The following is a 25,547-nucleotide window of genomic DNA, read 5'->3' as shown; positions in this document are numbered from 1 at the left end:
GCCAGAGTCCCGATTTCCTTAACCGAAAATCGTTGTGCAACGCAACGACTCCCGCCGAACCTCACATCCGAGTTCCCATCTGAAGGGCGCGATGGCACCTGCAAGTGCAGGGGAGGCCTATGTTGCTGCGCACAAAAAGCCGTGACTGACGTAGCTAGTTGTGACAACGTGCCGGCATCAAACACGAGGCGAGCAATGAGTGTTTTGGCCAGCGCAAGCGCAGGTGCGACGAAGTTCATGCGGATCGTGCCAGTCATCCTCGCTGGCGGAACCGGAACCCGGCTCTGGCCCCTGTCGCGTACCAGCCTGCCGAAACAGTTCCTACCCCTTGCTGGGCCAAAAACGCTATACCAGGACACCTTGCTGCGCGCGTCCCCGAGTCCGCTCTTTGCCGACCCCGTTGTGGTGGCGAATGAGGAATTCCGATTTTTCGCCCAGCGCCAGGCGGCCGCCATCGGCATCAATGCCACGGTCATGCTGGAGCCGGCCCGGCGGGACAGCGCTCCCGCCCTCATTGCCGCCGCGTGCTACGTCGCCCAGACCTATGGGCCGGACACCCTGGTGCTCGCGCTCGCCTCCGACCACGTGGTTCTTGATCCCGAGGGCTTCCGGCTCACGGTCGAGATCGGCGCGGACGCCGCGCGGCTTGGCAAGATCGTGACCTTCGGCATTACCCCGACGGAGCCGCGCACCAGCTACGGCTACATCCGGCTCGGCAAGGAACTAGACGAGCGCGGGGCATTCGAGGTGGAATCCTTCGTGGAGAAGCCGGATCGTGCCACCGCGCAGCACTATGTGGAGGCCGGCTATCTCTGGAATTCCGGCAACTTCCTGTTCCCCGCCGGGCTGCTGCTGAGCGAGGCCGAGACGTTCGAGCCGGTGATCGCGGAATGCGCCGCCGCAGCGGTGGCCGCCGCTACCTCCGACCTCGGCTTCCTGCGGCTGGACCCGGCCGCCTTCAAGGCCGCGCCGGCCAAGTCCATCGACTTTGCCGTGCTGGAGCGCACCCGCCATGCCGCGGTGGTGAGGGGGAGCTTCGGCTGGTCGGATGTCGGCTCCTGGGACGCGCTGCACGAGATCGGCACGCCCGACGACCGGGGCAATGTGTGCGTCGGCTCCGTCACCATGCTGGACAGCGATGATTCCTTCGTGCGGTCCGAGGGGCCGCTGGTCACGGCCATCGGCCTGAAGGGCATTTCCGTCGTCGCCACCGACGACGCGGTGCTGGTGATGCCCTCCAACCGCAGCCAGGACGTGAAGGAGCTGGTTTCCCGCCTGAAGGCCGCGAAGCGGAACGAGGTGGACGAGCACCTGACCATCCATCGTCCGTGGGGCACCTACCAGACCGTGTGCCGCGGCGACCGCTTCCAGGTGAAGAAGATCGTGGTGGAACCGGGCGGCGTGCTCTCCCTGCAGAAGCACCACCACCGCGCCGAGCACTGGATCGTGGTGCGTGGCACCGCCGAGGTGACGCTCGCGGAACGCAAGTTCACGGTGAACGAGAACGAATCGACCTACATCCCCATCGGCGGCGTCCACCGGCTCGCCAATCCCGGGCGAATCCCGCTGGAACTCATCGAGGTCCAGACCGGCTCCTACCTCGGCGAGGACGACATCCATCGCTTCGAGGACATCTACCAGCGCGCCTGAGGCAACTCGGGCGAGGCACCGTCAGGCCGCCCCGCCCACCCTCAGCAGCACCGCGAAGGCCGACACGATGTGGTAGAAGGAGGAGGCGGGCGCAGCCTCCTCCACGAAGCTGCCATCGGCCAGAAGCTGATCGCGCCACAAGCCCGGCACCCCGACATCGAGATAGGACCGCGTGACCGCGAAGGCCTCCTGTGCTGCCGCGATGAACGGGCCCCGCTCCCCCTCCCCGGCCGCCTCGGCGAAGACGAGGGCCGTGCGCAGGCGCTCCGTCTGCGCCCACAGGCGCGCACGCGGATCGATGACGGCGCCCGCCGCATCGAGGGCGAACACCGCAGCGCCGCGCGCGGGATCGATGCCGAAGCGATCGCCGAAGGCATAGAGGCGCCGGCTCTCCACGTGCCGGTCCTCACCCAGCAGCGGGCCGGCGCTGTCGAGCAGATAGGCCCATTCGAACTGATGGCCGGGCTCACGCACGCCGCCATCGGGCCCGGGCGCGAACCGCCAGTCGCCGTCGTAATATTCGCCGATGGCGCCGGTCTCGGGATCGATCATGCGCCGCGCCGCGAGGGCGACGATCTCCCGCGCCACATCGGCGAACGGCGCGTCGATGCCCGCCGCCACCCACGACAGGTTCGCCTCGAGCATGTGCATGTGCGGATTGGAGCGTAGCGGCAGGCTGCGGGGCCGCGCCTCCTCGAACCCGGCCTCGGGATGGCCGCGCTCGGCCTTCAGCGTGGCAATCAGCGTGCGCGCGGTGTCCACCAGCGTCCCGTCGCCCAGCCCCATCGCATGGGCCTGGGACAGAGCGAAGAGGACGAAGGCCTGATCGTAGAGATCCACGGTATCGTCCAAAGGCGCGCCCTCGGCCGAAACCAGGGTGCGAAACAACCCGTCCGGCCTGCGGTAGCGGGCCAGCAGGAAGCCGAGCCCGTGCTCGGCCGCCGCGCGCCATGGACCGTCCCAGCCGAGGCGACCGGCCTCCGCATAGACATAGGCCTGCCGGGCCTGGACCCGCAGCCGGCGCGGGGCGGAAACAGGCTGGCCGTCCAGCCCGATCTTCTCGTGGAAGCCGCCCCCGCTGTCGGCGCCGCGCTCCCACCACAGCGGCAGCGCCTTGTCGAACAGCCATTCCCGCACCCAGCGGGCCTCGCTTTCCATCAACGCCATTACCCTACTCCCAGCAGCCTGACGCGAGGATATCGCGGCGTTTGCCGCAGTGCGAAGAAGGCCCGGGGATTGTCTCCGGGGATGGACAATTTGCCACATCGCGCAGAGGCAGGGCGGACGCGAGCCCATATTGGTCAGCCGGCTGTCATTGAAGCCGCAGCATCCTCCTGTATATCGGCGTTGCGTCGTCCGGGGTAACGCTCCAGGTTGAGATTCATGGGTGCTACATGCAAGTCGCGATGATCGGTGCAGGCTATGTGGGCCTTGTTTCCGGCGCCTGCTTTTCTGACTTCGGCCACCGCGTCACCTGCGTGGACACGGACACGGCGAAGATCGCCGCGCTCAAGGCCGGGGACATCCCAATCTTCGAGCCGGGCCTCAGCGAGCTTGTGGCCACCAATGTCGCCGCGGAGCGCCTGTTCTTCACCACCGACCTTGCGGGCGCGCTGGAGGAGGCGGAGGCCGTCTTCATCGCGGTCGGCACCCCCTCGCGCCGGGGCGACGGCCATGCGGACCTGTCCTACGTCTACCAGGCGGCGCGCGACATCGCCCGGGCCATCCGCCGCTACACGGTCGTGGTGACGAAATCCACGGTCCCGGTGGGCACCGGCGACGAGGTGGAGCGCATCATCCGCGAATTGCGGCCGGACGCCGAATTCGCCGTGGTCTCCAATCCCGAATTCCTGCGGGAGGGCGCGGCCATCACCGATTTCAAGCGGCCGGACCGCATTGTGGTCGGGACCGAGGACGAGCGCGCGAAGCAGGTGATGACTGACCTCTACCGGCCGCTTTACCTCAATCAGGCGCCCCTGCTCTTCACCTCCCGCCGCACGGCGGAGCTCACGAAGTATGCGGCGAACGCCTTCCTCGCCACCAAGATCACCTTCATCAACGAGATCGCCGATTTGTGCGAGAAGGTGGGCGGCAACGTCCAGGACGTGGCGCGCGGTATCGGCCTCGACAACCGGATCGGCTCCAAGTTCCTGCACGCCGGGCCCGGCTATGGCGGCTCCTGCTTCCCCAAGGATACCCTCGCCCTCATCAAGACCGCGCAGGATCACGGCGCCCCCACCCGCATCGTCGAGACGGTGGTGGCGGTGAACGACCAGCGCAAGCGCGCCATGGCCCGCAAGGTGATCCAGGCGCTGGGCGGCTCGGTGCGCGGGCGGACCGTCGGCATCCTCGGCCTGACCTTCAAGCCCAATACCGACGACATGCGGGACGCCCCCTCCATCGCCATCATCACCGCGCTGCAGGATGCCGGCGCCATCGTGCGCGCCCACGACCCCGAAGGTGTCGAACAGGCCCGGCTGGTGCTGTCGGACGTCACCTATGTGGACAGCCCCTACGAGGCGGCGACGGGGGCGGACGCTCTCGTCATCGTCACCGAATGGGACGCCTTCCGCGCCCTCGACCTGAAGCGCATCCGCGCGCTGATGGGTCAGCCGGTGGTTGTGGACCTCAGGAACATCTACCGTTCCGACGAAATGGCCGCGCTCGGCTTCGACTATTCGAGCGTGGGGCGTGAGCTGTCGCCCGGCTGAGACCTTCTGCCGCGACCCGGCTACCGGCCGCCTTGCGACCCAACTTCTCCCAGGTTTCCCATCGACCGAAAACCCATTAGAAGCCATGCCATGACCGCATTCACTCCGCTTGCCATCCCGGATGTCGTCCTGGTCCAGCCGCGCCGCTTCGGCGACGCCCGCGGCTATTTCTGCGAGACCTATGTGAAGCCGCGCTACGCCGCCAACGGCATCGGGGCGGACTTCGTGCAGGACAACGAGTCGCTGTCGGCCGAGACGGGCACCATCCGTGGCCTGCACATGCAGGCGCCTCCCTTCGCACAGGCCAAGCTCGTGAGGGTGCTGAGCGGCGCCATCTATGACGTTGCGGTGGATGTGCGCAAAGGCTCGCCGACCTATGGCCGATGGGTGGGGGCGCGGCTCACCGCCGAGGGGGGCGAGCAGCTCTACATTCCTCAGGGTTTTGCTCACGGCTTTTGCACCCTCGCGCCGGGCACGCGCGTCGCCTATAAGGTGGACGCGGGCTACGATCAGGCGAGCGAGCGCGGAATCATCTGGAATGATCCCGACCTTGCCATCGACTGGACCTGCGGCGACGGCGAGAAGATCCTCTCGGACAAGGATCGCATCCTGCCGCGCCTCAAGGATTTCGACAGCCCGTTCGCCTATCAGGGCACGGCGAGCGAAAGGTAGATTGATGCGGGTGCTGGTGACGGGAGGGGCCGGCTTCATCGGCTCGGCGGTGGTGCGGCACCTCGTGGGGCTCGGCCACCATGTCCTCAATTTCGACAAGCTGACCTACGCCGGGAATCTCGCCTCCCTCGCGCCGGTCGCGGGCAGCCCGCTTTACGCCTTCGTGCAGGCCGACATCTGCGATGCCGCCGCGGTGCGCTCCGCGCTGGAGGGGTTCAAGCCCGACCTCGTGATGCACCTCGCGGCCGAGTCGCATGTGGACCGTTCCATTGACGGGCCGGGCGACTTCATCTCCACGAATGTGGTGGGCAGCTACACGATGCTGCAGGAGGCCCTGCGCTACTGGCGGGCGCTGCCGGGGCCGCAGAAGGAGGCCTTCCGCTTCCATCACATCTCCACCGATGAGGTGTTCGGCAGCCTCGGCGCGGAGGGACTGTTCCGGGAAGACACCCCTTACCAGCCGAATTCGCCCTACTCCGCCTCCAAGGCGGCCTCCGACCATCTCGTCCGGGCGTGGTTCCACACCTATGGCCTGCCGGCGGTGATGTCGAACTGCTCGAACAATTACGGGCCGTACCACTTCCCCGAGAAGCTCATCCCCCTCGTCACGCTGAACGCGCTGGAAGGGGCCGAGCTGCCGGTCTACGGCACGGGCGAGAACGTGCGCGACTGGCTGTTCGTGGAGGACCACGCGGAGGCGCTGGTGCTCATCGCCACCAAGGGCCGCCCCGGCGAGAGCTACAATGTGGGCGGCGCCTGCGAGCGGCGGAACATCGACGTGGTGCGCACCATCTGCGTCATCCTCGACGATATCGTGCCGGATGCCGCCATCGGAAGGCGCGAGGGGCTGATCCGCTTCGTCACCGACCGGCCCGGCCATGATGCGCGCTACGCCATCGACTTCTCCAAGCTGAACGCCGAGCTCGGCTGGTCGCCGCGCGAGACGTTCGAGACCGGGCTTGAGAAGACCATCCGCTGGTATCTCGCCAACCGCCCGTGGTGGGAGCCGCTGCGCCAGCGCTATCAGGGCCAGCGGCTGGGGCTGGACAAGGCACCGGCGGCCGGCGCCAAACTGGGGCTCGCATCTTGACGCGCATTCTTCTGTTCGGTGCCGGGGGACAGCTCGGACGTGAAACCGTGGCGCTGGCCGCCGAGCGCGGCATCGGGCTCACGGCGCTCGGCCATGCCGAACTCGATATTTCCGATCCGGTCGCCGTCGCGCGCGCGCTTGAGGCCGCACGGCCGGATGCGCTCATCAACGCCGCGGCCTACACCGCCGTCGACAAGGCGGAGAGCGAGCCGGACCTCGCCGCCCGCATCAATGCCTTCGCGCCCGGCCTCATCGCCGAACGCTGTGCGCGCTACCGCACGCCCCTCGTCCATGTCTCCACCGACTACGTGTTCGACGGCACCAAGCGCGGCGCCTACGTGGAGGCGGACCAGGTGGCGCCGCTCGGCGTCTACGGCCGCACCAAGGCGGCGGGCGAGGCGGCGCTGCGCGCGGCCTGCGATCGCCACGTGATCGTGCGCACCTCGTGGGTCTACGGGGTCCACGGGAACAACTTCCTGAAGACCATGCTGCGCCTCGCCGGCGAGCGCGACCAGCTGCGCGTGGTCGCCGACCAGCACGGCTGCCCCACGGCCACGCGCGACCTCGCCGAGGCGGTGCTGGCCGCAGCTCTCGCGGCCGCGAGCGGCGATGCCCGCTGGGGCACCTACCATTTCGCCGGGCGCGGCGTGACCACCTGGCACGGCTTCGCCAGCGCCATCGTCGCAGCGGCGGAGCCCCACACCGGCCGCAAGCCGCAGGTGACGCCCATCACCACGGCCGACTATCCGACCCCCGCCAGCCGGCCGAAGAATTCCGAGCTGGCCAGCGACCTGTTCGAACGCGCCTTCGGCGTGCGCGCCGCCCCGTGGGAGCAACGCACCCGCGAGGTGGTGGACACGCTGCTGGCCAAAGTGCCCCAGCCGGAGGCGCCCGCACATTCCGCGCCGGCAACGCCCGCGCCGCAATCCGAGGAAGCATCGTGAAGGGTATCATCCTGGCCGGCGGCTCCGGCACCCGGCTTCATCCCATCACGCTGGTCGTCTCCAAGCAGCTACTGCCGGTCTACGACAAGCCGATGATCTATTATCCCTTGTGCACGCTGATGATGGCGGGCATCCGGGACATCCTGATCATCACCACGCCGCACGATTCCGCGCTGTTCCAGGCGCTGTTGAAGGACGGCAGCCAGTTCGGCATCAACCTCACCTATGCGGTGCAGGAGCATCCGCGCGGGCTCGCCGACGCCTTCATCGTTGGCCGCGAGTTCGTGGGCAACGACCGCGTGGCGCTGGTGCTGGGCGACAACCTCTTCTTCGGGCACGGCCTGCCCGAGTTGCTGGCCGGCGCGGCGCGGCAGGAGACGGGCGCGACGGTGTTCGGCTATCCGGTCCATGACCCCGAGCGCTACGGAGTGGTGGAGATGGACGCATCCGGAAAGGTCCTCTCCCTGGAGGAGAAGCCGAAGGCGCCGAAATCCAACCTCGCGGTGACCGGCCTTTATTTCTACGACAACCGGGTGGTGGACATCGCCGCCGACCTCGCCCCCTCCCCCCGCGGCGAGATCGAGATCACCGACGTCAACAAGGCCTATCTGGAGCTCGGCGCGCTGCACGTCGCCATGATGGGCCGGGGCTTCGCCTGGCTCGACACCGGCACGCCGGATTCCCTCGTCGAGGCCGCGCAGTTCGTCCAGATCCTTGAGAAGCGGCAGGGGCTGCGCATTTCCTCCCCCGAGGAAGTGGCCTATCGCGCCGGCTTCATCGATCGGGCGGGCCTGGAAGCGCGGGCGCACGACCTCGCCAAGTCCAGCTACGGCCAGTATCTGGCGCGCGTTGCGGCCGGAACCGCCTGAACAGGGCTCGATCCGAGGGGCGACTGCGGACACCCGCCGCACTTTTGAAGCGCGGCCGCATCCTGTAGGGTGACGGCCGTCTTCCCTTGAGCATTGCGGGATTTTCGCCATTCCGGCGCGCCGCACCTTGTCGAGACCGGACTTTCGAGATGAGCAATTTCAACGAAGAGACCGTCACCAGCGTCCACCACTGGACCGACAACCTCTTCTCCTTCACCTGCACCCGCGATCCCGGCCTGCGCTTCCTCAACGGCCAGTTCACGATGATCGGCCTGCTGGTGGACGGCAAGCCGTTGCTGCGCGCCTATTCCATGGCGAGCGCAAACTACGAGGAAGAGCTGCAGTTCTTCTCCATCAAGGTGCAGAACGGCCCGCTAACCTCCCGCCTCCAGCACCTCAAGGTGGGCGACAAGATCCTCGTCGGCCGCAAGCCCACCGGCACGCTGGTGCAGGACAGCCTCCTGCCCGGCAAGCGCCTGTATCTGCTCTCCACCGGTACGGGTCTCGCGCCCTTCCTCTCGGTGGTGAAGGACCCGGACGCCTACGACCGCTTCGAGAAGGTCATCCTCATCCACGGCACCCGCACCGTGGCCGAGCTCGCCTATGACGAGTACCTGACCAAGACTCTGCCTAACGACGAGATCCTCGGCGAGGAAGTGCGGGAAAAGCTCGTCTATTACCCGACCGTGACGCGCGAGCCCTTCCGCAACCAGGGCCGCATCACCGATCTCATCACTTCGGGCAAGCTCTTCGCCGACCTCGGGCTGCCGGTGATCTCGCCGGAGGAAGACCGCCTGATGCTCTGCGGCAGCCCGCAGATGCTGAAGGACGTGGTGGAGCTTCTGGAGTCGCGCGGCTTCAGCGAGGGCAGCCAGTCGGCCCCCGGCCACTATGTGATCGAGAAGGCATTCGTGGAGCGCTGATTTGGCGTCTGGTTTGGGGCACTGAGCGGGGCGCAGGAAATTCTCCACGGCCCGCTCAGTCGGTTGGAACTCAAGCGGTCTGGCCGGCCCCGACATCCGAGGCAGACGACGCCTCGGGCGCGGGCGTAGCTTGCGCCGCGCCGGTTGGCCGGCGCATGACCTTCCTGCGCATCACCTTTCGCTCCTCCCGCGGCAGGAAGGACCGGGCGAGGCCCAGCCCGACCACCGTCAGGTAGATGATCAGGAAGCCGGGGATCTGCAGCGGGAAGTCGAAGCTCGTGTGGAGCATGCCGAGGGTGCCGACCAGAAGGGCGCCGAGGATATACGGATCATCCGGCCGCCGGAGCGCGCCGCGCACCAGCACCGCGCCGCAGATCAGCACATAAGCGAGGACCAGAAGCGCGAGCGGATAGCCGCCCTCGAAGATCAGCTCGATGGGCGTGCTGTGCCCGATATCGAACATGGCCGAGGTGCCGAGCTGTTCGGTGCGGAACTGGGGGAAGCTCTCGGCGAAACTGCCAAGACCGTAACCCAGCATGGGCCGGGCGGCGGCGGCATCGAGCATCATGCCATAGGCATCGAGGCGCCCCAGGCTGTCGAAGCCCACCAGCGCCTGACGTTCGCGCCACCCCTCGCCGGATAGGGCGTAGATGAAGGAGAACAGGACCAGGACACCCAGCACAAGCTTCCAGACCATCCCGCGCCCGGTGAGCCGGATCTTGAGCGCGACGGCCGCCAGCGCGAGGACGACCGTCAGCATCAGGCCGGCGCGCGACAGCGTGAGCGGCAGCAGGACAAGAAGGAAGAGGCCTGCCAGCGCCGCGATGATGCGCTTGCGGCCGCCCTCGCCACGAAACAGGCCGGAGAGCGGCTTGTGCTCGCGCAGCGCGTTCAGGGCCTTGGGCAGCAGCATGGCGAACACGATGAGGAAGGCGGAGCCGAGATAGGTCGCCGTGGTGTTCTTGTTGAGGAAGAAGGTGGTGAGCGCGCCGCCCTGATCGAACGGGCGCAGATTTTCGGAATCGATGACGAAGCCGAGGAAGCCGATGAAGCCGTAGAGGCATGCGGCCCCGACGATGGCCCTCAGGACGACGCCGGTGCGGTGCCGGTCCGGCCCGATCAGCATGGCCGCGGTGAGCACCAGCGCGGCGAGCAACGGCCGGCCGAGGAAGAGCAGAGGCGTGTTGCGCACGGAGCCCGACAGGGGCGCGATCTCCATGCCGAGGATCTTGCCCGCCTCGGACCAGATGGCGAGCGGCGCGGGGCCGGGCGAGACGGACTGCAGAAGGGCAACGGCGCCGTAGCCGGCCAGCAGCAAAAGCTGACCGGCGAGCAGCAGGGCGACCCCGCGGGAGACATCACGATAGCTCAGGAGCAGAACCGCTATGGCCGCAAAAACCGTCCAGACCTGGATCCAGATCAATGCGACAGAGCCGTCTGGTATCGGCGCCAGGAGCACCATGGCGAGGAAGAACCAGAAGCCGATCCGATCCGGTAGGGAGCGCTTCGAGCGCCGCCGGCGCTCCGACGCAACGGGGGCGTCGGCCCGGTCTGTCACTTCCACGGCCGGCTCCCCAGGGGCTCGATCAACGGCAGGTCGATATCGTCGCCGCCACTGCGGATGACTTCCGCCGCCCGCTTCTGGGTGCGCTCGGGGGCCGCGGCGAGCATGTCTCGCAGCAGCCGGCGCTGCTCCGGCTTCGCCGAGACATAATGCTCGCCGATGAACTCGCTCATCTGGAGGGTGATCATCCAGTTGATCGCCTGCTTGAGATTGGCAAGCTCCGCCGCGTCCAGCGCGGGATAGAGCGCCAGCAGAATCTCCATGCGCCGCACCAGCGCCCAACCCTCGAACGGACCGGAATCGTGAGACTTGGCCAGATAGGTGTGCAGCAGCGGCGTGTCCTCGTTCCGGATGTATTCCACCCAAGCCAGTATGGTCCACGCGCGCGCAGAACCGGGACTGCAGGCAAGGCTGGCCCGCGCGGCCTCGGTGGCCGCTGTGAGCCGCCGGTCGGCGAGGTCGGCGTCCTCGCCCTGGAACGCGACTTCGGCAAAGGCGGCACGCACCACGGCGAGATCCTGAAGCGCCTGATAATCGCAGACGGGATCGGTGAGCACGACGGACATGTCGGCCTCCATGGCCGAAATGATGTCCGGATCATAGGGCTGGCCGGCCATCATCCGGGCGGCCACGGGGCGCAGAAACAGGCCAGAATCGAAGCGCTTCACGCCGACGGACGCGACCAGCCAAACTACGGTCGCCCCAACCAGCGCGACGCCGAGGAGGCGTGCGGCATAGATCACAGCAGGTGAGCGCGCCCGCTGCCGAAGGCCCGACGGCGTATCGGAAGGCCCGATACCGGACGCGTTATCCGCAGCGGCTGGCGCAGCGCCGTCCGCGTCAGGAGTTGCGGCCATAGCTCGCATAATATTTGTGGTAGTAATACTTGCTTCCGTAGTCCTCGAGGCTGCGCATCGCCTTCAGGTCCACTTTGTTCAGCAGGCAGCCGAGCACCTTGTCATAGACCTTCGGCGCATTCTGGAGCGTATTCGCAACGAGATCCCGGTTCGAGGAGCCCCAATCGAGAACATAGACGTAACCATCCACCATGTGGGTGGAAGCCAACACGTCGACCACCGGCGCCAGCGGCGGGAAATCGATCACGATGTAGTCGACGTCCCGCTTGAGTTCGTCCAGAACCGCCGACATCTGCTCGGAGGCGAGAATCTCGTTGGTGTGGACGATATCTCCGGGCACAACCGCCGGAATGAACCGCAGCCCGGTCATCCGGTCGACGATGCTGACGTCCTCGAGCGACGCCTTCCCGAACACCAGCTCCAACAGGCCCGCGGTGCTGCTGGGCGCCAAGCGTCGGGTCAGCGTGGGATTGCGCAGGTCGCCGTCGATCAGCACGCAACGCTGGCCACTGTGCGCGATCAGCTGGGCGAAGTTCGCGGATACGGTGGACTTGCCTTCCTTCGGAAGCGTCGAGACGATGCCGATGACCTTCACCGAACGGCCATGGATCGAGACATCCGCCGACACCTTCACCGAGCGCAGGGTCTCCGAGAAGCGCGAGAAGGGATCCGACGTCACCTGCCGCATGATGCCCGTGGAACTGTCGAACGCGCTCTGTCCTGCGGGAACAGGCGTCGCCACCGTGCTAGGCAGCAGCGGCAGTACGCCAAGGCATTCGAGGCCCAGGTAACGCTCCACATCCGCTGGCAGCCGGATGGTGCGGTTCATCCGCTCGCGCCACATTCCGACGCCGAAGCCAAGGACGAGCCCCGCGAACAAACCGCCGGCGACGATCAGCGGCGTGCGGGGCGAGGACGCCTTGAGCGGCGCCGAGGCATCGGTGATGACACGGGCTTCGGTGACAGGGAAGGACTGTTGCTGGGTCGCCTGCATGAAACGCTGCAGGAAGTTGTCATAGAGCGCCCGATAGGACTGCGCGTTGCTCTCCAGCTCGCGCAACTCAACCTGCGCCTGCCCCGTCAGCTTGGCCTGCGCCATCAGCTGCTCGAGGCTCTTGGTGAGGCTCTGCTCGCGGGCGCGGGCGATCTCAAGGTCCGACTTGTAGGTCTCCGCGATCCGCGACAGCTCGGTGAAGAGCGAACGCTGAAGTCCGCGAATCTCGTTGTTGAGATTGATAACTGCGATATGGTCGGGCCCATAGCGCTTGGACCAGTCGGCCTCTCGTTTTATAGCGTCGAGATACTGAGTACGAAGCCGGCTGATAACATCATTGTTGAGCACGTCGGAAACGACTTCGTCGCTCGTACCGGTCACGCCGCCCTGCTTGATAATATTGTTCACCCGCTCGTAACGCGCCTGCGCCTCCGCGACAGCGGTACGAGCGGTGATGAGCTGAGTGTTAAGCTCCGACATCTGCTGGTCGGAGATTAACCCTCGCTGAGTGTCGATGATGTTATTGCGAGCCTTGAAGTCCTGAACCGCCCGATCAGCGGCGAGCGCCTGGTCGCGCAGCTCGGCAATGCGGTCCTGAAGCCATACGCTGGCGCGTCGGGTTGCCTGATACTTTGCCTCGAGTTGATCGACAATGTAGGCCTCAGCCACTTGGTTGGCGACATCGGCCGCCATAACCGGATCGGCAGCCTTGAAGTCGATACCGATCACATAGCTCATGCCGACGCGCTTGACTTTGAGGCGGTCGACGAAGTCATCGACCTGAGCACGCTCGATCTCGTAATCACTGAGAGGCGTGGTCCGTACGAGGAACGGAAAAAGAAACCCGCCTACAGTCTGAACAATAGAACTGCCGTTCTCTTCTATGGCCTTCTTCTTGGCTTCGACGAGCTTCAGCTCCTTGATGACGGCTTTTGCAATCCGCTCTGACTGAAGAATCTGGACTTGGCTATCTATGCCCGCCGAGTCCATGATACCCGTCAACTGAGGCATGACCTCAAGGCCACGCGCTTGCTGGGTATCGATAAGAAGCTCTGCGCTGGCTGTATATTGCGGGGTGACAATGAAGCAATAAAGCGCAGCAAGGCTGACAACCGCACAGGCAACGGTCGCGATGACCCACTTTTGGCGCCGGAGTACCTGGAGAAGATAGACCAGATCGAGCTCGCTCTCGTTCTGGATACGCAGGGAGTTTTCCGGACCAGACTTGTCAATACGAAGCATGCCGCTTAAGCCCCGTTAACATCGCAACAGACGACACGCCTGCATTCGTCGCGCAGAAGCTTTGCACTCATTTGGCCATGCTCCCGAGGGTCTGGGTCAACCCCAAACGATCAATCGAACCGCCGCACACCCCAGACACGCTTAGCCGGGACACCTAAAAAAAATTGGCCCAGTTTCACGTTTTACCGACCGACTTTCGCCGGCCGGAACAAACACGAAATGGGCCAATGATCAGCTGTAGGCCGAGATCAGCAGAAGAAGCGGCAGAAGGGGCTCACCTGACGGCCCAGGAACCGGCTGATCCGCTGATCATACTTGATCGCGCGATACTGGATCAGCGACCACTTCCAGCCACCGCCTACAGACTGGGTCTGCGTGGTGCGCAGAGACGCAAAACGCTGACCCCAGAGGCCGGCCGCCTGCGACGGAACAACAGTTCCGAGGACCATGCCCGCAACTGCAGCGCCGGTGAGCGCCGCCTTGATCTTGGAAACTTTCGCCATCGCCCACACTCCAATTAGGTACGTCATGTTTACCACAGGGCGTGTGGCGCTGCAACAATCCCGCTGGGTACCTCGAGCAGAGCGCGTGCCGGCGCGACCTTTGCACCCTTGTGATAATTACTAAGCTACCGCCCCGCGCCTCCACGACGTCAATCCACCTCGCGCAAGCGTCGGCCCGTGGGGTCGCTTCTGCCAACCAAGCCGCCTGATGGGAGGCTGGGCCGGCGGCTCTAGAACCTTGCGATCGCTTGCCCATGGCGAAAAATCCATACTCTTTGGTTGCCAACAGATCATCGCCTTGCCTTGCAGCCGGGGGATCGGGTGTTGCCCCCTCGCGACATAAGCCAAATAATCCTGACGCCACCTCCCCCGCGATCACTTTGGCTGAGCGAATCTGCTGATCGCCTGCCCCCACCTTCAGGTTTGCCCGGGTCCTAATAGCATGACCGCGAAGGCTGGCTTGTTGGGTGCGGGGGACACGGTCGGCAGGTTGGCCCACTCCGCATGCCGGCGGGGCCATGAACGCCGTGTCCGCCAGCCGGGCCACATTCACGGAGGCTGCGTTCGTCCAATCGGGGGATGACGTGAGCGCCCGGCACGAGATAATAAGTGCAGGTGAACCGGTTGGCGCGGATGCACACATTTGCGGCGCCTGGCCGGCCAAAGCGTAGACGGTACAGGCAGGGGCAAGGTCCTACAGAACGACGTCAGCCGCGGCGGACCTCCCGGAAAAAGCACTGGAAGGCGATCTTGCAATGCAGCAATGCCCACAAAATAGGCTCATCGATACTCGCAATCCATTGTTGAAGTAATTAATTGCTCCGATTTTCCATTAAGCAAAATTACGGCTTTTCGATCTTTGCTTATTACTCGATCGATCGAGATTTATATCCGTGATTTTGGTGCAACGTCACGGGGACAGAGAAACATTTCAGCCAATTTTGCATTTCGCGACAGATTGATTACATCTGGCATTGGTTGGCTTATTGGCCTATACTCACTTGTGGCGCGCGCGCCCCAATGCTATGTTAGCAGAATAATAGCGATCATGGTTGCGGTATCGTTCTGCGGAAGCGGCCGATCCCCTTCTCCATCGGTCAGGCGGACTTGAGGGACGAATGTCGCTGTCCACGGACAATGTGCGAATTGACCAGGCGAGCGGGGTGCGGGGCTCCGGAACCGTTGCCCGTTTCGATTACGCCTCCGTCACCCCTCTCTTCATGCTGACGGACGTGGCGCTGATCCTCGGTCTCAGCGTGCTCGTCGATTTCTTTTTCTCCACCCAGTTCAGCGCGGGGTTCGAGATCACGCGGCCGCTGGGGATCGGCATTCTCGCGGCCGTGGCCTTCGTGCTGACCAACGTATCCGGCGGGCTTTACAAGCCATGGCGGATGGTCCGGCTCGTCGAGGAAACCCGCGCGGCCGTGGTGAACTGGACCTTCGCGATCTTCCTGGTTGCCACTGTCATCTTCTGTCTCAAGGTGGGCGACTCGACCTCACGCCTGTCCACGGGCATCTTCGCCGTGCTCGGCTTCGTCGCTCTACCCGCCTCCCGCTGGGCGCTGGGCATCTGGCTGCGCCGCGCGATCCGTACCGGCGCCGTGCGGGGCCGGCCGTCGATGCTGATCGGGGATGCCGCCGAGCTGGATAAGGTGGTGCCCGCCCAGATGCTGATGCGTCTCGGCCTCGACGAGGTGCGTCGTTTCGGTCTTTCCACTCCGGCGCCGGGCATCCACGGCAGCGCGCTCATGCCCGCAGACGTGGATGCGCTCAAGAGCGCGCTGCAATTCGCCCGGCAGAACCGCATCGAGGAAATCGTCCTCGCCATGCCGTGGAGCGACATCGAGCGCCTCGATGCCGTCCGCGCCAAGCTGCGCTCCGTGCCGCTGCCGGTGAAGCTTCTGCCCGACGAGGTGATGAGCGAGCTTCTGGATGCGCCGCGCGTGGATTTCGGCGCCTCCATCGCGATCGAGGTTCAGCGTGCGCCGCTCTCGCGCTTCGAGCTGGCGCAGAAGCGGTCGCTCGATCTCATGGTCGCCAGCGTTGCGATGCTGCTGCTGCTGCCCTTGTTCACCATCATCGCGACCGCGATCAAGCTGGACAGCCGTGGACCGGTCATCTTCCGCCAGCGCCGCAACGGCTTCGGCGGACGGGAATTCACGATCTTCAAGTTCCGGTCCATGACCGTGATGGAAGACGGCTCCAAGGTCGTCCAGGCGCAGCGGCACGACAAGCGCGTGACGCGGGTGGGACGCTTCCTGCGCGCCTCCAGCCTCGATGAGTTGCCGCAGCTGCTGAATGTGCTGCTCGGACAGATGTCCATCGTCGGTCCGCGGCCCCATGCCATTGCGCACGATGACGAATATTCCAAGCTGATTTCCGGCTACGCGTTCCGGCACCATGTCAAACCCGGCATCACCGGCTGGGCCCAGGTGCAGGGCCTGCGTGGGGAAACGCCGGAACTGGGTCTCATGGAACGCCGCATTGAGATGGACCTCTGGTACATCAACAATTGGTCGGTATGGCTCGACCTCAGGATCATCCTGCGGACCTTCCTCGAGGTCTTCCGCAATGACGCCTATTGAGGCTTGGATAGACCTCAGGTAGCGGCGCACGGTCGCGGACCTATCGCCATACTGCTCGTGATCGACCCGACAGCGGAAGTTCCAGCCGTGCGATGCGTCTGGGCTGATCAACTGCGGTCGTTCACCCTCAAGCGTGCCGCCTGATGAATATGACCTGAGCCCGCGGGCCGGGCATCGACGGCCAAGCCCCCTACCCCAATTGGGTGGCGACGCGCCCGTCCCACCCCGGCACATTCGCTGCTTCCGTCGGAAGTTTTGGAGCGGCCATGCGGATGGATTGGATCGCCGTCGTCACGACGGCAGCGGTGCTGGGCGGCCTCTGGCTTATCCTTCATTAGCGGACAGGGCGCTCAGCCAAGCGTTTCGGGGGCCAAGCGTTTCGGGGCCATGCGTTCGGCGATGCGCCACGCCGCAATCTATGCGCCTCGTCCGCTCCGGCGTTCCCGCCAGATGAGCGCGAGGCCAGCCCCCACCACCACGGCGGCGCCCAGCACGACCAGTCCGCTCGGCCACTCGCCGAGCAGGGCCACGCCGAAGAGGGTGGCCCACAGCAAGGTCGCGTAGTTCAGCGGTGCCACGATCGATGCCGGCGCGTAGCGCGTCGCCAGCGTCATGCAGATCTGCGCCACACCGCCGGAGACGCCCAGCCCGATCAGGATCGCAACCGTCCGAGCGTCCGGCATCACCCAGCCGAGCGGCAGCGTCGCCAGGCCGACGCAGGAAGACACGATGGAAAAATAGAAAACAATCGATTCCGCGGTTTCGCTCCGGGTCAGCTGGCGGACCTGGGTCAGGGCGAATCCCGCGCCCACGGCCCCCGCCAATGCCAGGATCGCCCCCGTCAAAGGCCCCTCCCCCGATCCAAGGGAGGCGTGGGAGAAGGACGGCCACAGCATCAGCACGATACCGCTGAAGCCGATGCCGAGCACGCCCCAACGAAAGGCGGGCACCCGCTCCCCGAGCAGGATGGCGGCCAGGATGACGACGACAAGCGGCGTCGTGTAGGTGAAGGCGATGGCTTCCGCGAGCGGTATGAAGGCGAGGGCGGCAAAGCTCAGCCACATTGAGCCGACGCCGATCAGGCCCCGCATCATGTGGCCGAAAGGCTGACGAGTCGCCAGCGCACGGGCGAGGCGCCGCGTCCACAAAAGCCAGACGAGGAGGGGCAGCAGGCCGAACGCGCTGCGGAAGAAGACGATCTGGCCGCTGGGCACCTCATCCGCCAGAACCCGCGCCAGCGCGGACATCACGGCAAAGAAGAATGTCGCGCTGAGTTGCAGGGCGATGCCTGCGGGAACATTCATGGGATGATGGGACAAAGGCGGGTTGCGGGGCGTGTTCCCTATAGCGCTTTGCCGGCCACAACGGCATGCAGTTCACGCAAGTCTCGCGACGCAGCCCTGCGTCGAGAGCCAGAGACGGCCTGAAGGCCGGCTTAAGCTCAACCGCCAAATGCCTGCGCTCCAGCCTGTCCGTACCCCGGCGCTCAAGGGGATCGTCCGCGGACGCGTGACGGGCCTCGGAATTACCGGGGGCTTTAGAGAAGCGCGTCAGTGGGCTAGAGAAACGGCATGTCCATCATCGACCAATTCTCCCAGGTCCGCGTGCTGTGCCTCGGCGACGTGATGCTCGACCGCTTCATCACCGGGGCCGCCCGCCGAATCTCGCCTGAAAGCCCGGTGCCCGTGCTGTCCGTCAGCAGCAGCGCCACCATCGCCGGCGGCTCGGCCAACGTGGCGCGCAACATCGCCTCGCTCGGCGGACAATGCACGCTGGTCGGCGTGATCGGCAGCGATGGGTGCGGTCACGAGCTGCGGCACATCCTGGAGGAAACACCTGGCGTCAGCCCCCTGCTCGTTGCCTCCGGGGATCGGCCCACGACCGAGAAGATCCGCTTTGTCGCGCAGGGCCAGCACATGCTCCGGTCAGACCGCGAGGAGACCGGGCCGGTTCCCGCCGAGGTCGAGGCGGCCATCCTCGCCCATGTGGCGGCGGCCCTGCCCGATCATGATTTGGTGGTGCTCTCGGATTATGCGAAGGGCGTCCTGACGCCCACCCTCATCCGGGAGGTGCTGGCGCTCGCGGCCGGGCGCGGGGCGCCGGTCATCGTCGATCCCAAGAGTTCGGACCTCGCCCGCTACGACGGCGCCACGCTGGTGACGCCCAACCTCCAGGAGATCTGGCTCGCCACTGGCATTTCCGGCGAAAGCGACGAGAGCGCTGTTGCCGCCGGCCGCAAGGTGCTGGAGCGCACCGGCATCGGGGCGGTTCTGGTGACGCGCTCGGAAAAAGGCATGACGCTGGTGCAGCGGACCGCCGAACCTGTGCACATCCCCACCGTGGCCCGGGAAGTCGCCGACGTGGTGGGCGCGGGCGATACCGTGATCGCGGCCCTGGCGCTGGTGGTCGGCGCGGGCGGGGCGCTTGACGAGGCGGCCTATATCGCCAATGCGGCGGCCGGCGTGGCCGTGGGCAAGCGCGGGACCGCGACGGTGTCCCGCGCGGAGCTTGTAAGCGAGCTCGACCGCCAGAGCCGCACGGCCGTCACCTCTTCGGCGATGAAGGTGGCCTCGCGCGCGGCGGCGGCGGCTCAGGTGGAGACGTGGAAGCGGCACGGCCTGTCCGTCGGCTTCACCAACGGCTGCTTCGACATTCTCCATGTGGGACACATCGGCATCATCGAGTTCGCGCGCGCCCATTGCGACCGTCTGGTCGTCGCGGTGAATTCGGATGCGTCGGTCTCGCGCCTCAAGGGGCCGAGCCGCCCCGTCAATGGCGAGATGGACCGCGCGCAGGTGATCTCCGCCATCGGCGCGGTGGACCTTGCTGTCATCTTCGACGAGGACACGCCGGAGCAGCTCATCGAGGAGCTTCAGCCGGACGTTCTCGTGAAGGGGGCGGATTACGAGGTTTCCGAGATCGTCGGCGCCGCGAGCGTGATGGCGCGCGGCGGCAGGGTGCTGCGCTTTGAGCTCGTGCCCGGGCGCAGCACAACGCAGGTCATCAGCCGCATGACGGCGGGCGCGCGATCCTGAGGCCCTAGATTGGCGTCAAGCGTCGCAGGACCGCGGGTGAGTTGGTCGAAGGCTCCGTTCATTTTGCAGGATTGCCAGACATGTATGTGATTACCGGTGGCGCCGGCTTCATCGGCTCGAACATCGCTGCCGCGCTCGACGACGCCGGCGAGGAGATCGTGATCATCGACTGGCTCGGCGCGGACGACACCAAATGGCGCAACATCGCCAAGCGGCGGCTGCTGGACCTCGTGCGCCCCGAGGCAGCCTCGGCCTTTCTCGCGGCCAACGCCGGGAAGATCGAAGGCATCGTCCACATGGGCGCGATCTCGACGACCACCGAGACGGACGTGGACCTGATCGTCCAAAGCAACATCCGCCTGTCGATTGACCTCTGGGACTTGGCGGCCCGGCACGCCATCCCTCTCGTCTATGCCTCCTCGGCCGCGACCTATGGCGGCGGCGAGAACGGCTTTGTCGACGACGGCAGCGAGGCCTACCTCTCCACCCTCCGGCCGCTTAATCCCTACGGGTGGAGCAAGAACGTGTTCGACCGCTTCGTGGCCGAGCGCGTGAGGCGTGGCGAGCGGACGCCGCCGCGCTGGGCCGGGCTCAAGTTTTTCAACGTCTACGGGCCGAACGAGTATCACAAGGGCGGCCAGCGCTCCGTGGCGGTGCAGCTGTTCGAGCAGATCCGCGCGAAGGGCTCAGTGCGCCTGTTCCGCTCGGACAATCCCGCCTACGCCGACGGCGCGCAATTGCGCGACTTCGTCTGGGTGCAGGATTGCGTGGACGTGGCGCTGTGGGCCCTGCGCACGGAGGGCATGACCTCCGGCATCTACAACGTGGGCTCCGGCACCGCCCGGTCCTTCCTCGACAAGGCCAGGATCATCTTCGCGACCCTGGGGATGGAGGAGCGCGTCGAATTCATCGATCTGCCCGAGCAGCTCAAGGGCAAGTACCAGTATTACACCTGCGCGAACCTCGAGAAGCTGTCGTCCGCCGGCTACAACTCTCCGACCACCGACCTTGAGCAGGGGCTGTCGCGCTACGTCAACGACTACCTGCTGAAGGACGATCGCTTCCGCTGAAGCGCCGGCGGCGATGGGAAGATCAGTTCCCCCGCCGTCGGCCATGCTCCTGCCTCTGTCCACGTTGATGCAGCTTGGGCATCGCTCTAAGGAAGGCGCGATGGCGCAACGCGGCAGGATAGGACGGGCGTGACCATATCGACCTTGCAGGGTGCCAGCATCCTCGTTACCGGCGCGGCCGGCTTCATCGGCGCCGCTGTCGCCGAGCGGCTGCTTGCGATGGGGCATTCCGTCGTCGGGGTTGACGACCTCAACGCTTATTACGACGTGCGCCTCAAGGAGGCCCGGCTCGCGCGCCTCCTCTCCCATCCCGGCTTCCGGTTCGAGCGGCTGACGCTGGCGGACCGCGCGGCCACCGCCGACCTCTTCGCCCGCCACCAGCCGACCCATGTGGTCCACCTCGCCGCCCAGGCCGGGGTGCGCTACTCCATCGAGCATCCCGAGACCTACATCGATTCGAACCTGGTCGGCTTCTGCAACGTGCTGGAGGGCTGCCGGCACGGCGGCGTCGCCCACCTCGTCTATGCCTCGTCCAGCTCGGTCTACGGCGCCAACACCGACCTGCCCTTCCGGGTGGAGCAGACGGTGGACCACCCCATCAGCCTCTATGCCGCCACCAAGAAGGCGAACGAGCTGATGGCCCACGCCTATTCCCACCTCTACCGGCTGCCGGTGAGCGGGCTGCGCCTCTTCACCGTCTACGGCCCATGGGGTCGGCCGGACATGGCGGTGTTCCTGTTCACCGACGCCATCTGGCACGGGCGGCCCATCAAGGTGTTCAACAACGGCGACATGCAGCGGGATTTCACCTTCATCGACGATGTGGTGGATGCCGTGGTTGCCCTGCTGCCGACCCCGGCGACGCCGGACCCGGCGTGGACCGGGGCCGATCCCGACCCCGCCACCTCCAACGCGCCGTATCGCATCTACAATGTGGGTAACCACAGCCCCGAGCCGCTGATGGCGCTCATCGGCCATATCGAGGCGGCGCTGGGCCGCAAAGCGGAGCTGGATTTCCAGCCCATGCAGGCCGGCGATGTCCCGGCCACCTTCGCCGACGTGACGAGCCTCGCGCAGGCCGTGGACTTCGCGCCGCGGACGCCCCTGAAGGAGGGCGTCGCCCGCTTCGCCACCTGGTATCGCGAGGTCTGGCTGGCGGAAATCGCGAAGGGCTGAAGCGGCTCAGCTCTTGACGCCTCAGCTGTTGACGCCTCAGCTCTCGATGCCTCAGATCTTGGCGCTGTCCTCGACCATCCGGGCCACCGCATCGCCGGCGGCGGCCAGCGTGTCGGCCTCGCGGGCGCGGACCACGAGATTGGTCTTGTAGCGCCCGTCCGCCTCGTCGCGGAACGGGTAGGAGCCGATGATGGCGTCGGGATAGGCCTCGGCGATCTTGCGCAGCGGGGCGGCGATGTCGCCCTCCTTCGCCTCGGCGAGGATGGTGCGCGAGAGCATGGGCCGGCCCTTGCGCAGGTCGGGCAGCACCGCCTCCAGCATGGACTGCATGATGCGCGGCACGCCGGCCATCACGATGACATTCTCGATCCGGAAGCCCGGCGCCTTGGACACCTCGTTCACCACCAGGCTCGCGCCGGCGGGAATGCGCGCCATGCGCAGGCGCGCCTCGTTCAGATCCTTCTCGGCGATGTATTCGAGCAGCATGGCGCGGGCGCGCGGGTCGACATCGATGGACACGCCGAAGGCCTTGGCGATGGCGTCGGCGGTAATGTCGTCGTGGGTGGGGCCGATACCGCCGGTGGTGAACACATAGTCGAAGCGGGCGCGCAGGGCATTGACCGCCGCCACGATGTCCTCTTCCACGTCCGCCACCACCCGCACCTCGCGCAGGTCGATGCCCACGTCGGTGAGGCGTTCGGCGATGTGGCCGATGTTCTTGTCCTTGGTCCGTCCGGAGAGAACCTCGTCGCCGATCACGATCAGCGCAGCCGTGACCGATCGCGCGTCGTCTGCCTCGCCCATGTTTTCGTTCCCTGCCCTTGCCGGCGCCAGCCGGTGTTAAATTGCCCAAAATTCATGCACGTTTAAAGCGTGAGCGGCGCCTTCGCTGCGCTTTCCCGTTTAGCACTTCTTTGGCACGATGTTTGTTAAGTTCACGGGGAGCCCCCCCGGGGCGCGGAGTGTCGATCCCAATGCCGCATGCGTTCGATGAAATGTCCAGTACCGACGGCGCGGTGAGGCCGGCCTACGAGACCCTCCAGCGCTGGCTGGCCGAAGTGCCCCAGGACGTGCTGGACCACCGGCGCAAGGAGGCCGAGTTCATCTTCCGGCGAATCGGCATCACCTTCGCGGTCTATGGCGAGCAGAACGCCCAGGAACGCCTGATCCCGTTCGACATCGTGCCCCGCATCCTCACCAAGGAGGAATGGACCCGCCTGTCGCGCGGGCTCGAGCAGCGCGTCAAGGCGCTGAACATGTACATCAAGGACGTGTACTCGAAGCGGGAAATCCTGAAGGCCGGCGTGGTGCCGGAGAACCTCGTCTACCAGAACCCCGCCTTCCGCCCGGAAATGAACGGGCAGCGCGTGCCCCACGACCTCTATGTCCACATCGCCGGCATCGACATCGTCCGCACCGATCCCGACAAGTTCTACGTGCTGGAAGACAATGCGCGGACCCCCTCCGGCGTCTCCTACATGCTGGAGAACCGGGAGATCATGCTGCGGCTGTTCCCCGAGTTGTTCTCCATGCACCGCGTCGCACCGGTGGAGAATTACGCCGACGACCTCCTCGCCACCCTGCGCTCGCTCTCGCCCCACGGCGGGCATGAGCCGAACGTGGTGATCCTCACCCCCGGCATCCACAATTCGGCCTATTACGAGCACTCCTTCCTCGCCGACAAACTGGGCGTCGACCTCGTCGAGGGCCGCGACCTGTTCGTGAAGGACGGGGTGGTCTACATGCGCACCACCGAGGGGCCGAAGCGGGTGGACGTGATCTACCGCCGCCTCGACGACGACTTCCTCGATCCCCTCGCCTTCCGCCGCGACAGTGTGCTCGGCGTTCCGGGGCTGATGAGCGCCTACCAGGCCGGGAATGTCACCCTGACCAACGCCGTGGGAACGGGCGTCGCCGACGACAAGGCGGTCTATTCCTACATGCCGGACATCATCAAATTCTACCTCGGCGAGGAGCCCCTGCTCCCCAACGTGCCGACCTGGCGCTGCCGCGAGGCGGACCATCTGAAGTATGTGCTGGAGCACTTGCCCGAGCTGGTGGTGAAGGAAGTTCACGGCTCCGGCGGCTACGGCATGCTGGTGGGCCCCGCCTCCGACAAGGCGCAGATCGAGAAGTTCCGCGACAAGCTCAAGGCGGACCCCGCGAACTTCATCGCCCAGCCGACGCTGGCGCTCTCCACCTGCCCGACGCTGGTGGAAAAGGGCATCGCGCCCCGCCACGTGGACCTGCGCCCCTTCATCCTCTCCGGTTCCGACAAGGTGCGTATCGTCCCCGGCGGCCTCACCCGCGTCGCCATGAAGGAGGGCTCCCTCGTGGTGAACTCCAGCCAGGGCGGCGGCACCAAGGACACGTGGGTACTGGACGCATGAGCACGGGTGCCCATGCTTCGGGTTCTGGACGCATGAGCGCGAGCGCCCATGCTCTGGGTTCTGGACGCATGAGCGCGCACGCCCGCGCTATCGCTTTTCGGCGCGCGAGCGCTATCGTCGGTCAAGATCTCTCCCCGCGCACGGCCCTCCCGGTCCGTGCGACAGCCGGAGCCGGGGCCCCGCCCGGTTCCGCCGCCTGAACCGCCTCCGGAGGGCGCCACGCCTTCCGGGTGCAGGACGCCTGAGCGCGGCTGAACCGCGCCGCGCACTCTCTCCTTCCGCAACGGGCTCCCCATGCTTTCCCGCACCGCCGACAACCTCTACTGGCTGACCCGCTACGTCGAACGCGCCGACTGCCTGGCCCGCATCCTCGACGTCTCCCAGCGCCTCGCCTACACGCCCGTGACCTACGGCGGCTCCACCAACGAGTGGAGTTCGGCCGTGCTCACCGCTGGCTGCGCCGACGAGTTCGTCGCGCGCTATGGTCCGCTGGAGGAGGCGAAGGAGGAGAACGTGGTCTCGTTCCTCGCCTTCGAGACGGAGAACCCCTCCTCCATCCGCAACTGCTTCGAGGTGGCGCGCACCAACGCGCGCTCGGTGCGCACGGCGCTGACCTCGGAGATGTGGGACGTCATCAATTCGGCCTGGATCGAGCTGCGGAACTTCCCCAACCGGCCGCTCACCCGCGACGAGCTTTCGCGCTTCCTCGCCTTCGTGAAGGAGACCTCGCTGCGCTTCGACGGTGCGACCTTCCGCACCATGCTCCGCAACGACGGCTACTGGTTCGCCCGCTCCGGCGCCCAGCTCGAGCGCGCTGACAACACCGCCCGCATCCTCGATGTGAAGTATCATGTGCTGCTGCCGGAGAAGGAGCACGTCGGCGGCCCGCTCGACTATTTCCAGTGGGCCTCCATCCTGCGCTCGGTCTCGGCCCTCACCGCCTTCCACTGGGTCTATCGCGACAGCGTGAAGCCGTGGCTGGTGGCGGACCTTCTCATCCTGAACCGGCAGATGCCGCGCTCGCTCGCCGCCTGCTACGACAGCCTCGCCCGCAATCTGGACGACATCGCCTCGGTCTACGGCCGGCAGGGCCCGTCCCAACGGCAGGCCCGCACCATGTTGGCACGGCTTACCAACAAGTCCATCGACGACATCTTCCAGACCGGCCTGCACGAGTTCATTTCCGAGTTCATCTCGGACAACAACAAGCTCGCAGCCGAGATCACCGAGCAGTATCTGACCTGATCTTGCGGGCTGCGGCCCGCTCAACGT

At 65.9% G+C, this 25,547-nt stretch carries 20 protein-coding genes; 13 read left to right on the top strand and 7 right to left on the bottom strand.

Features of this window, described 5'->3' with window-relative positions:
* Window positions 1–195 precede the first annotated feature (195 nt).
* A complete protein-coding gene (locus V5F63_RS10110) occupies window positions 196–1,650 on the top strand; it encodes a mannose-1-phosphate guanylyltransferase/mannose-6-phosphate isomerase (RefSeq protein WP_394103036.1) in 1,455 nt (484 codons plus the stop codon).
* Between the two features lie 21 nt (window positions 1,651–1,671).
* Here V5F63_RS10110 and V5F63_RS10105 read toward each other — a convergent pair whose 3' ends face one another.
* Window positions 1,672–2,817: an AGE family epimerase/isomerase gene (locus tag V5F63_RS10105; protein ID WP_394103037.1), complete on the bottom strand. Its 1,146-nt coding sequence runs from the start codon at window positions 2,815–2,817 to the stop codon at window positions 1,672–1,674.
* A 227-nt stretch (window positions 2,818–3,044) separates the two neighbouring features.
* Between V5F63_RS10105 and V5F63_RS10100 the strand changes: the two genes are divergently transcribed.
* The 6 genes from V5F63_RS10100 to V5F63_RS10075 all read left to right on the top strand — a co-directional run bounded on the left by V5F63_RS10100 (window position 3,045) and on the right by V5F63_RS10075 (window position 8,859).
* On the top strand, window positions 3,045–4,361 hold the full coding sequence (locus V5F63_RS10100) for a UDP-glucose dehydrogenase family protein (protein WP_394103038.1): 1,317 nt from the start codon (window positions 3,045–3,047) through the stop codon (window positions 4,359–4,361).
* Between the two features lie 90 nt (window positions 4,362–4,451).
* Complete coding sequence (rfbC, locus tag V5F63_RS10095) at window positions 4,452–5,033, top strand: dTDP-4-dehydrorhamnose 3,5-epimerase (protein ID WP_394103039.1); 582 nt, start codon at window positions 4,452–4,454, stop codon at window positions 5,031–5,033.
* Window positions 5,034–5,037: 4 nt separating this feature from the next.
* Entirely contained in the window at window positions 5,038–6,123 is a 1,086-nt protein-coding gene (gene rfbB, locus V5F63_RS10090; protein ID WP_394103040.1) for a dTDP-glucose 4,6-dehydratase, read from the top strand.
* On the top strand, window positions 6,120–7,067 hold the full coding sequence (rfbD, locus tag V5F63_RS10085) for a dTDP-4-dehydrorhamnose reductase (RefSeq protein WP_394103041.1): 948 nt from the start codon (window positions 6,120–6,122) through the stop codon (window positions 7,065–7,067). The genes rfbB and rfbD overlap by 4 nt, the downstream gene beginning before the upstream one ends.
* Window positions 7,064–7,936, top strand: a complete 873-nt coding sequence (gene rfbA / locus V5F63_RS10080) for a glucose-1-phosphate thymidylyltransferase RfbA (RefSeq protein ID WP_209488906.1) — start codon at window positions 7,064–7,066, stop codon at window positions 7,934–7,936. Before rfbD ends, rfbA begins: the two co-directional genes overlap by 4 nt.
* A gap of 149 nt (window positions 7,937–8,085) precedes the next feature.
* Complete coding sequence (locus tag V5F63_RS10075; RefSeq protein ID WP_394103042.1) at window positions 8,086–8,859, top strand: ferredoxin--NADP reductase; 774 nt, start codon at window positions 8,086–8,088, stop codon at window positions 8,857–8,859.
* Between the two features lie 70 nt (window positions 8,860–8,929).
* On the opposite strand, the gene V5F63_RS10070 is transcribed toward V5F63_RS10075, so the two are convergent.
* From V5F63_RS10070 to V5F63_RS10055, 4 genes are all read right to left on the bottom strand, one after another.
* Complete coding sequence (locus V5F63_RS10070) at window positions 8,930–10,423, bottom strand: O-antigen ligase family protein (RefSeq protein WP_394103043.1); 1,494 nt, start codon at window positions 10,421–10,423, stop codon at window positions 8,930–8,932.
* The gene (locus V5F63_RS10065; protein ID WP_394103044.1) at window positions 10,414–11,166 is read right to left on the bottom strand and encodes a hypothetical protein; all 753 of its coding nucleotides are present in this window, start codon (window positions 11,164–11,166) and stop codon (window positions 10,414–10,416) included. Before V5F63_RS10065 ends, V5F63_RS10070 begins: the two co-directional genes overlap by 10 nt.
* 97 nt (window positions 11,167–11,263) lie before the next feature.
* A complete protein-coding gene (locus V5F63_RS10060; RefSeq protein WP_394103045.1) occupies window positions 11,264–13,516 on the bottom strand; it encodes a polysaccharide biosynthesis tyrosine autokinase in 2,253 nt (750 codons plus the stop codon).
* A 248-nt stretch (window positions 13,517–13,764) separates the two neighbouring features.
* Window positions 13,765–14,019: a hypothetical protein gene (locus V5F63_RS10055; RefSeq protein ID WP_394103046.1), complete on the bottom strand. Its 255-nt coding sequence runs from the start codon at window positions 14,017–14,019 to the stop codon at window positions 13,765–13,767.
* 1,118 nt (window positions 14,020–15,137) lie between these two features.
* On the opposite strand from V5F63_RS10055, the gene V5F63_RS10050 reads away from it, so the two are divergent.
* On the top strand, window positions 15,138–16,604 hold the full coding sequence (locus V5F63_RS10050; protein WP_394103047.1) for an undecaprenyl-phosphate glucose phosphotransferase: 1,467 nt from the start codon (window positions 15,138–15,140) through the stop codon (window positions 16,602–16,604).
* A 416-nt stretch (window positions 16,605–17,020) separates the two neighbouring features.
* Here the strand turns inward: V5F63_RS10050 and V5F63_RS10045 are convergent, their stop codons facing one another.
* Window positions 17,021–17,908 (bottom strand): DMT family transporter, encoded by an 888-nt coding sequence (locus V5F63_RS10045; protein WP_209488894.1) that lies wholly within the window; start codon window positions 17,906–17,908, stop codon window positions 17,021–17,023.
* A 267-nt stretch (window positions 17,909–18,175) separates the two neighbouring features.
* Between V5F63_RS10045 and rfaE1 the strand changes: the two genes are divergently transcribed.
* The 3 genes from rfaE1 to V5F63_RS10030 all read left to right on the top strand — a co-directional run bounded on the left by rfaE1 (window position 18,176) and on the right by V5F63_RS10030 (window position 21,885).
* Window positions 18,176–19,639: a D-glycero-beta-D-manno-heptose-7-phosphate kinase gene (gene rfaE1 / locus V5F63_RS10040; protein WP_394031298.1), complete on the top strand. Its 1,464-nt coding sequence runs from the start codon at window positions 18,176–18,178 to the stop codon at window positions 19,637–19,639.
* Window positions 19,640–19,719: 80 nt separating this feature from the next.
* A complete protein-coding gene (gene rfaD, locus V5F63_RS10035; protein WP_394103048.1) occupies window positions 19,720–20,709 on the top strand; it encodes an ADP-glyceromanno-heptose 6-epimerase in 990 nt (329 codons plus the stop codon).
* A 144-nt stretch (window positions 20,710–20,853) separates the two neighbouring features.
* Window positions 20,854–21,885, top strand: coding sequence for an NAD-dependent epimerase (locus V5F63_RS10030; RefSeq protein WP_394103056.1), 1,032 nt, complete (start codon window positions 20,854–20,856; stop codon window positions 21,883–21,885).
* Between the two features lie 51 nt (window positions 21,886–21,936).
* On the opposite strand, the gene V5F63_RS10025 is transcribed toward V5F63_RS10030, so the two are convergent.
* Window positions 21,937–22,689: a competence/damage-inducible protein A gene (locus tag V5F63_RS10025; protein ID WP_394103049.1), complete on the bottom strand. Its 753-nt coding sequence runs from the start codon at window positions 22,687–22,689 to the stop codon at window positions 21,937–21,939.
* A 170-nt stretch (window positions 22,690–22,859) separates the two neighbouring features.
* On the opposite strand from V5F63_RS10025, the gene V5F63_RS10020 reads away from it, so the two are divergent.
* Window positions 22,860–24,275, top strand: a complete 1,416-nt coding sequence (locus V5F63_RS10020) for a circularly permuted type 2 ATP-grasp protein (protein WP_209488890.1) — start codon at window positions 22,860–22,862, stop codon at window positions 24,273–24,275.
* Between the two features lie 294 nt (window positions 24,276–24,569).
* Window positions 24,570–25,520 (top strand): alpha-E domain-containing protein, encoded by a 951-nt coding sequence (locus V5F63_RS10015; protein ID WP_209488889.1) that lies wholly within the window; start codon window positions 24,570–24,572, stop codon window positions 25,518–25,520.
* The last annotated feature ends 27 nt before the right edge of the window (window positions 25,521–25,547 follow it).

It is taken from the genome of Xanthobacter wiegelii (assembly GCF_043193855.2).
Classification (GTDB): Bacteria; Pseudomonadota; Alphaproteobacteria; order Rhizobiales; family Xanthobacteraceae; genus Xanthobacter; species Xanthobacter flavus_A.
The sequence above is the reverse complement of the archived record's forward strand: the minus strand, read 5'-3'. Positions and strand labels throughout refer to the sequence as shown.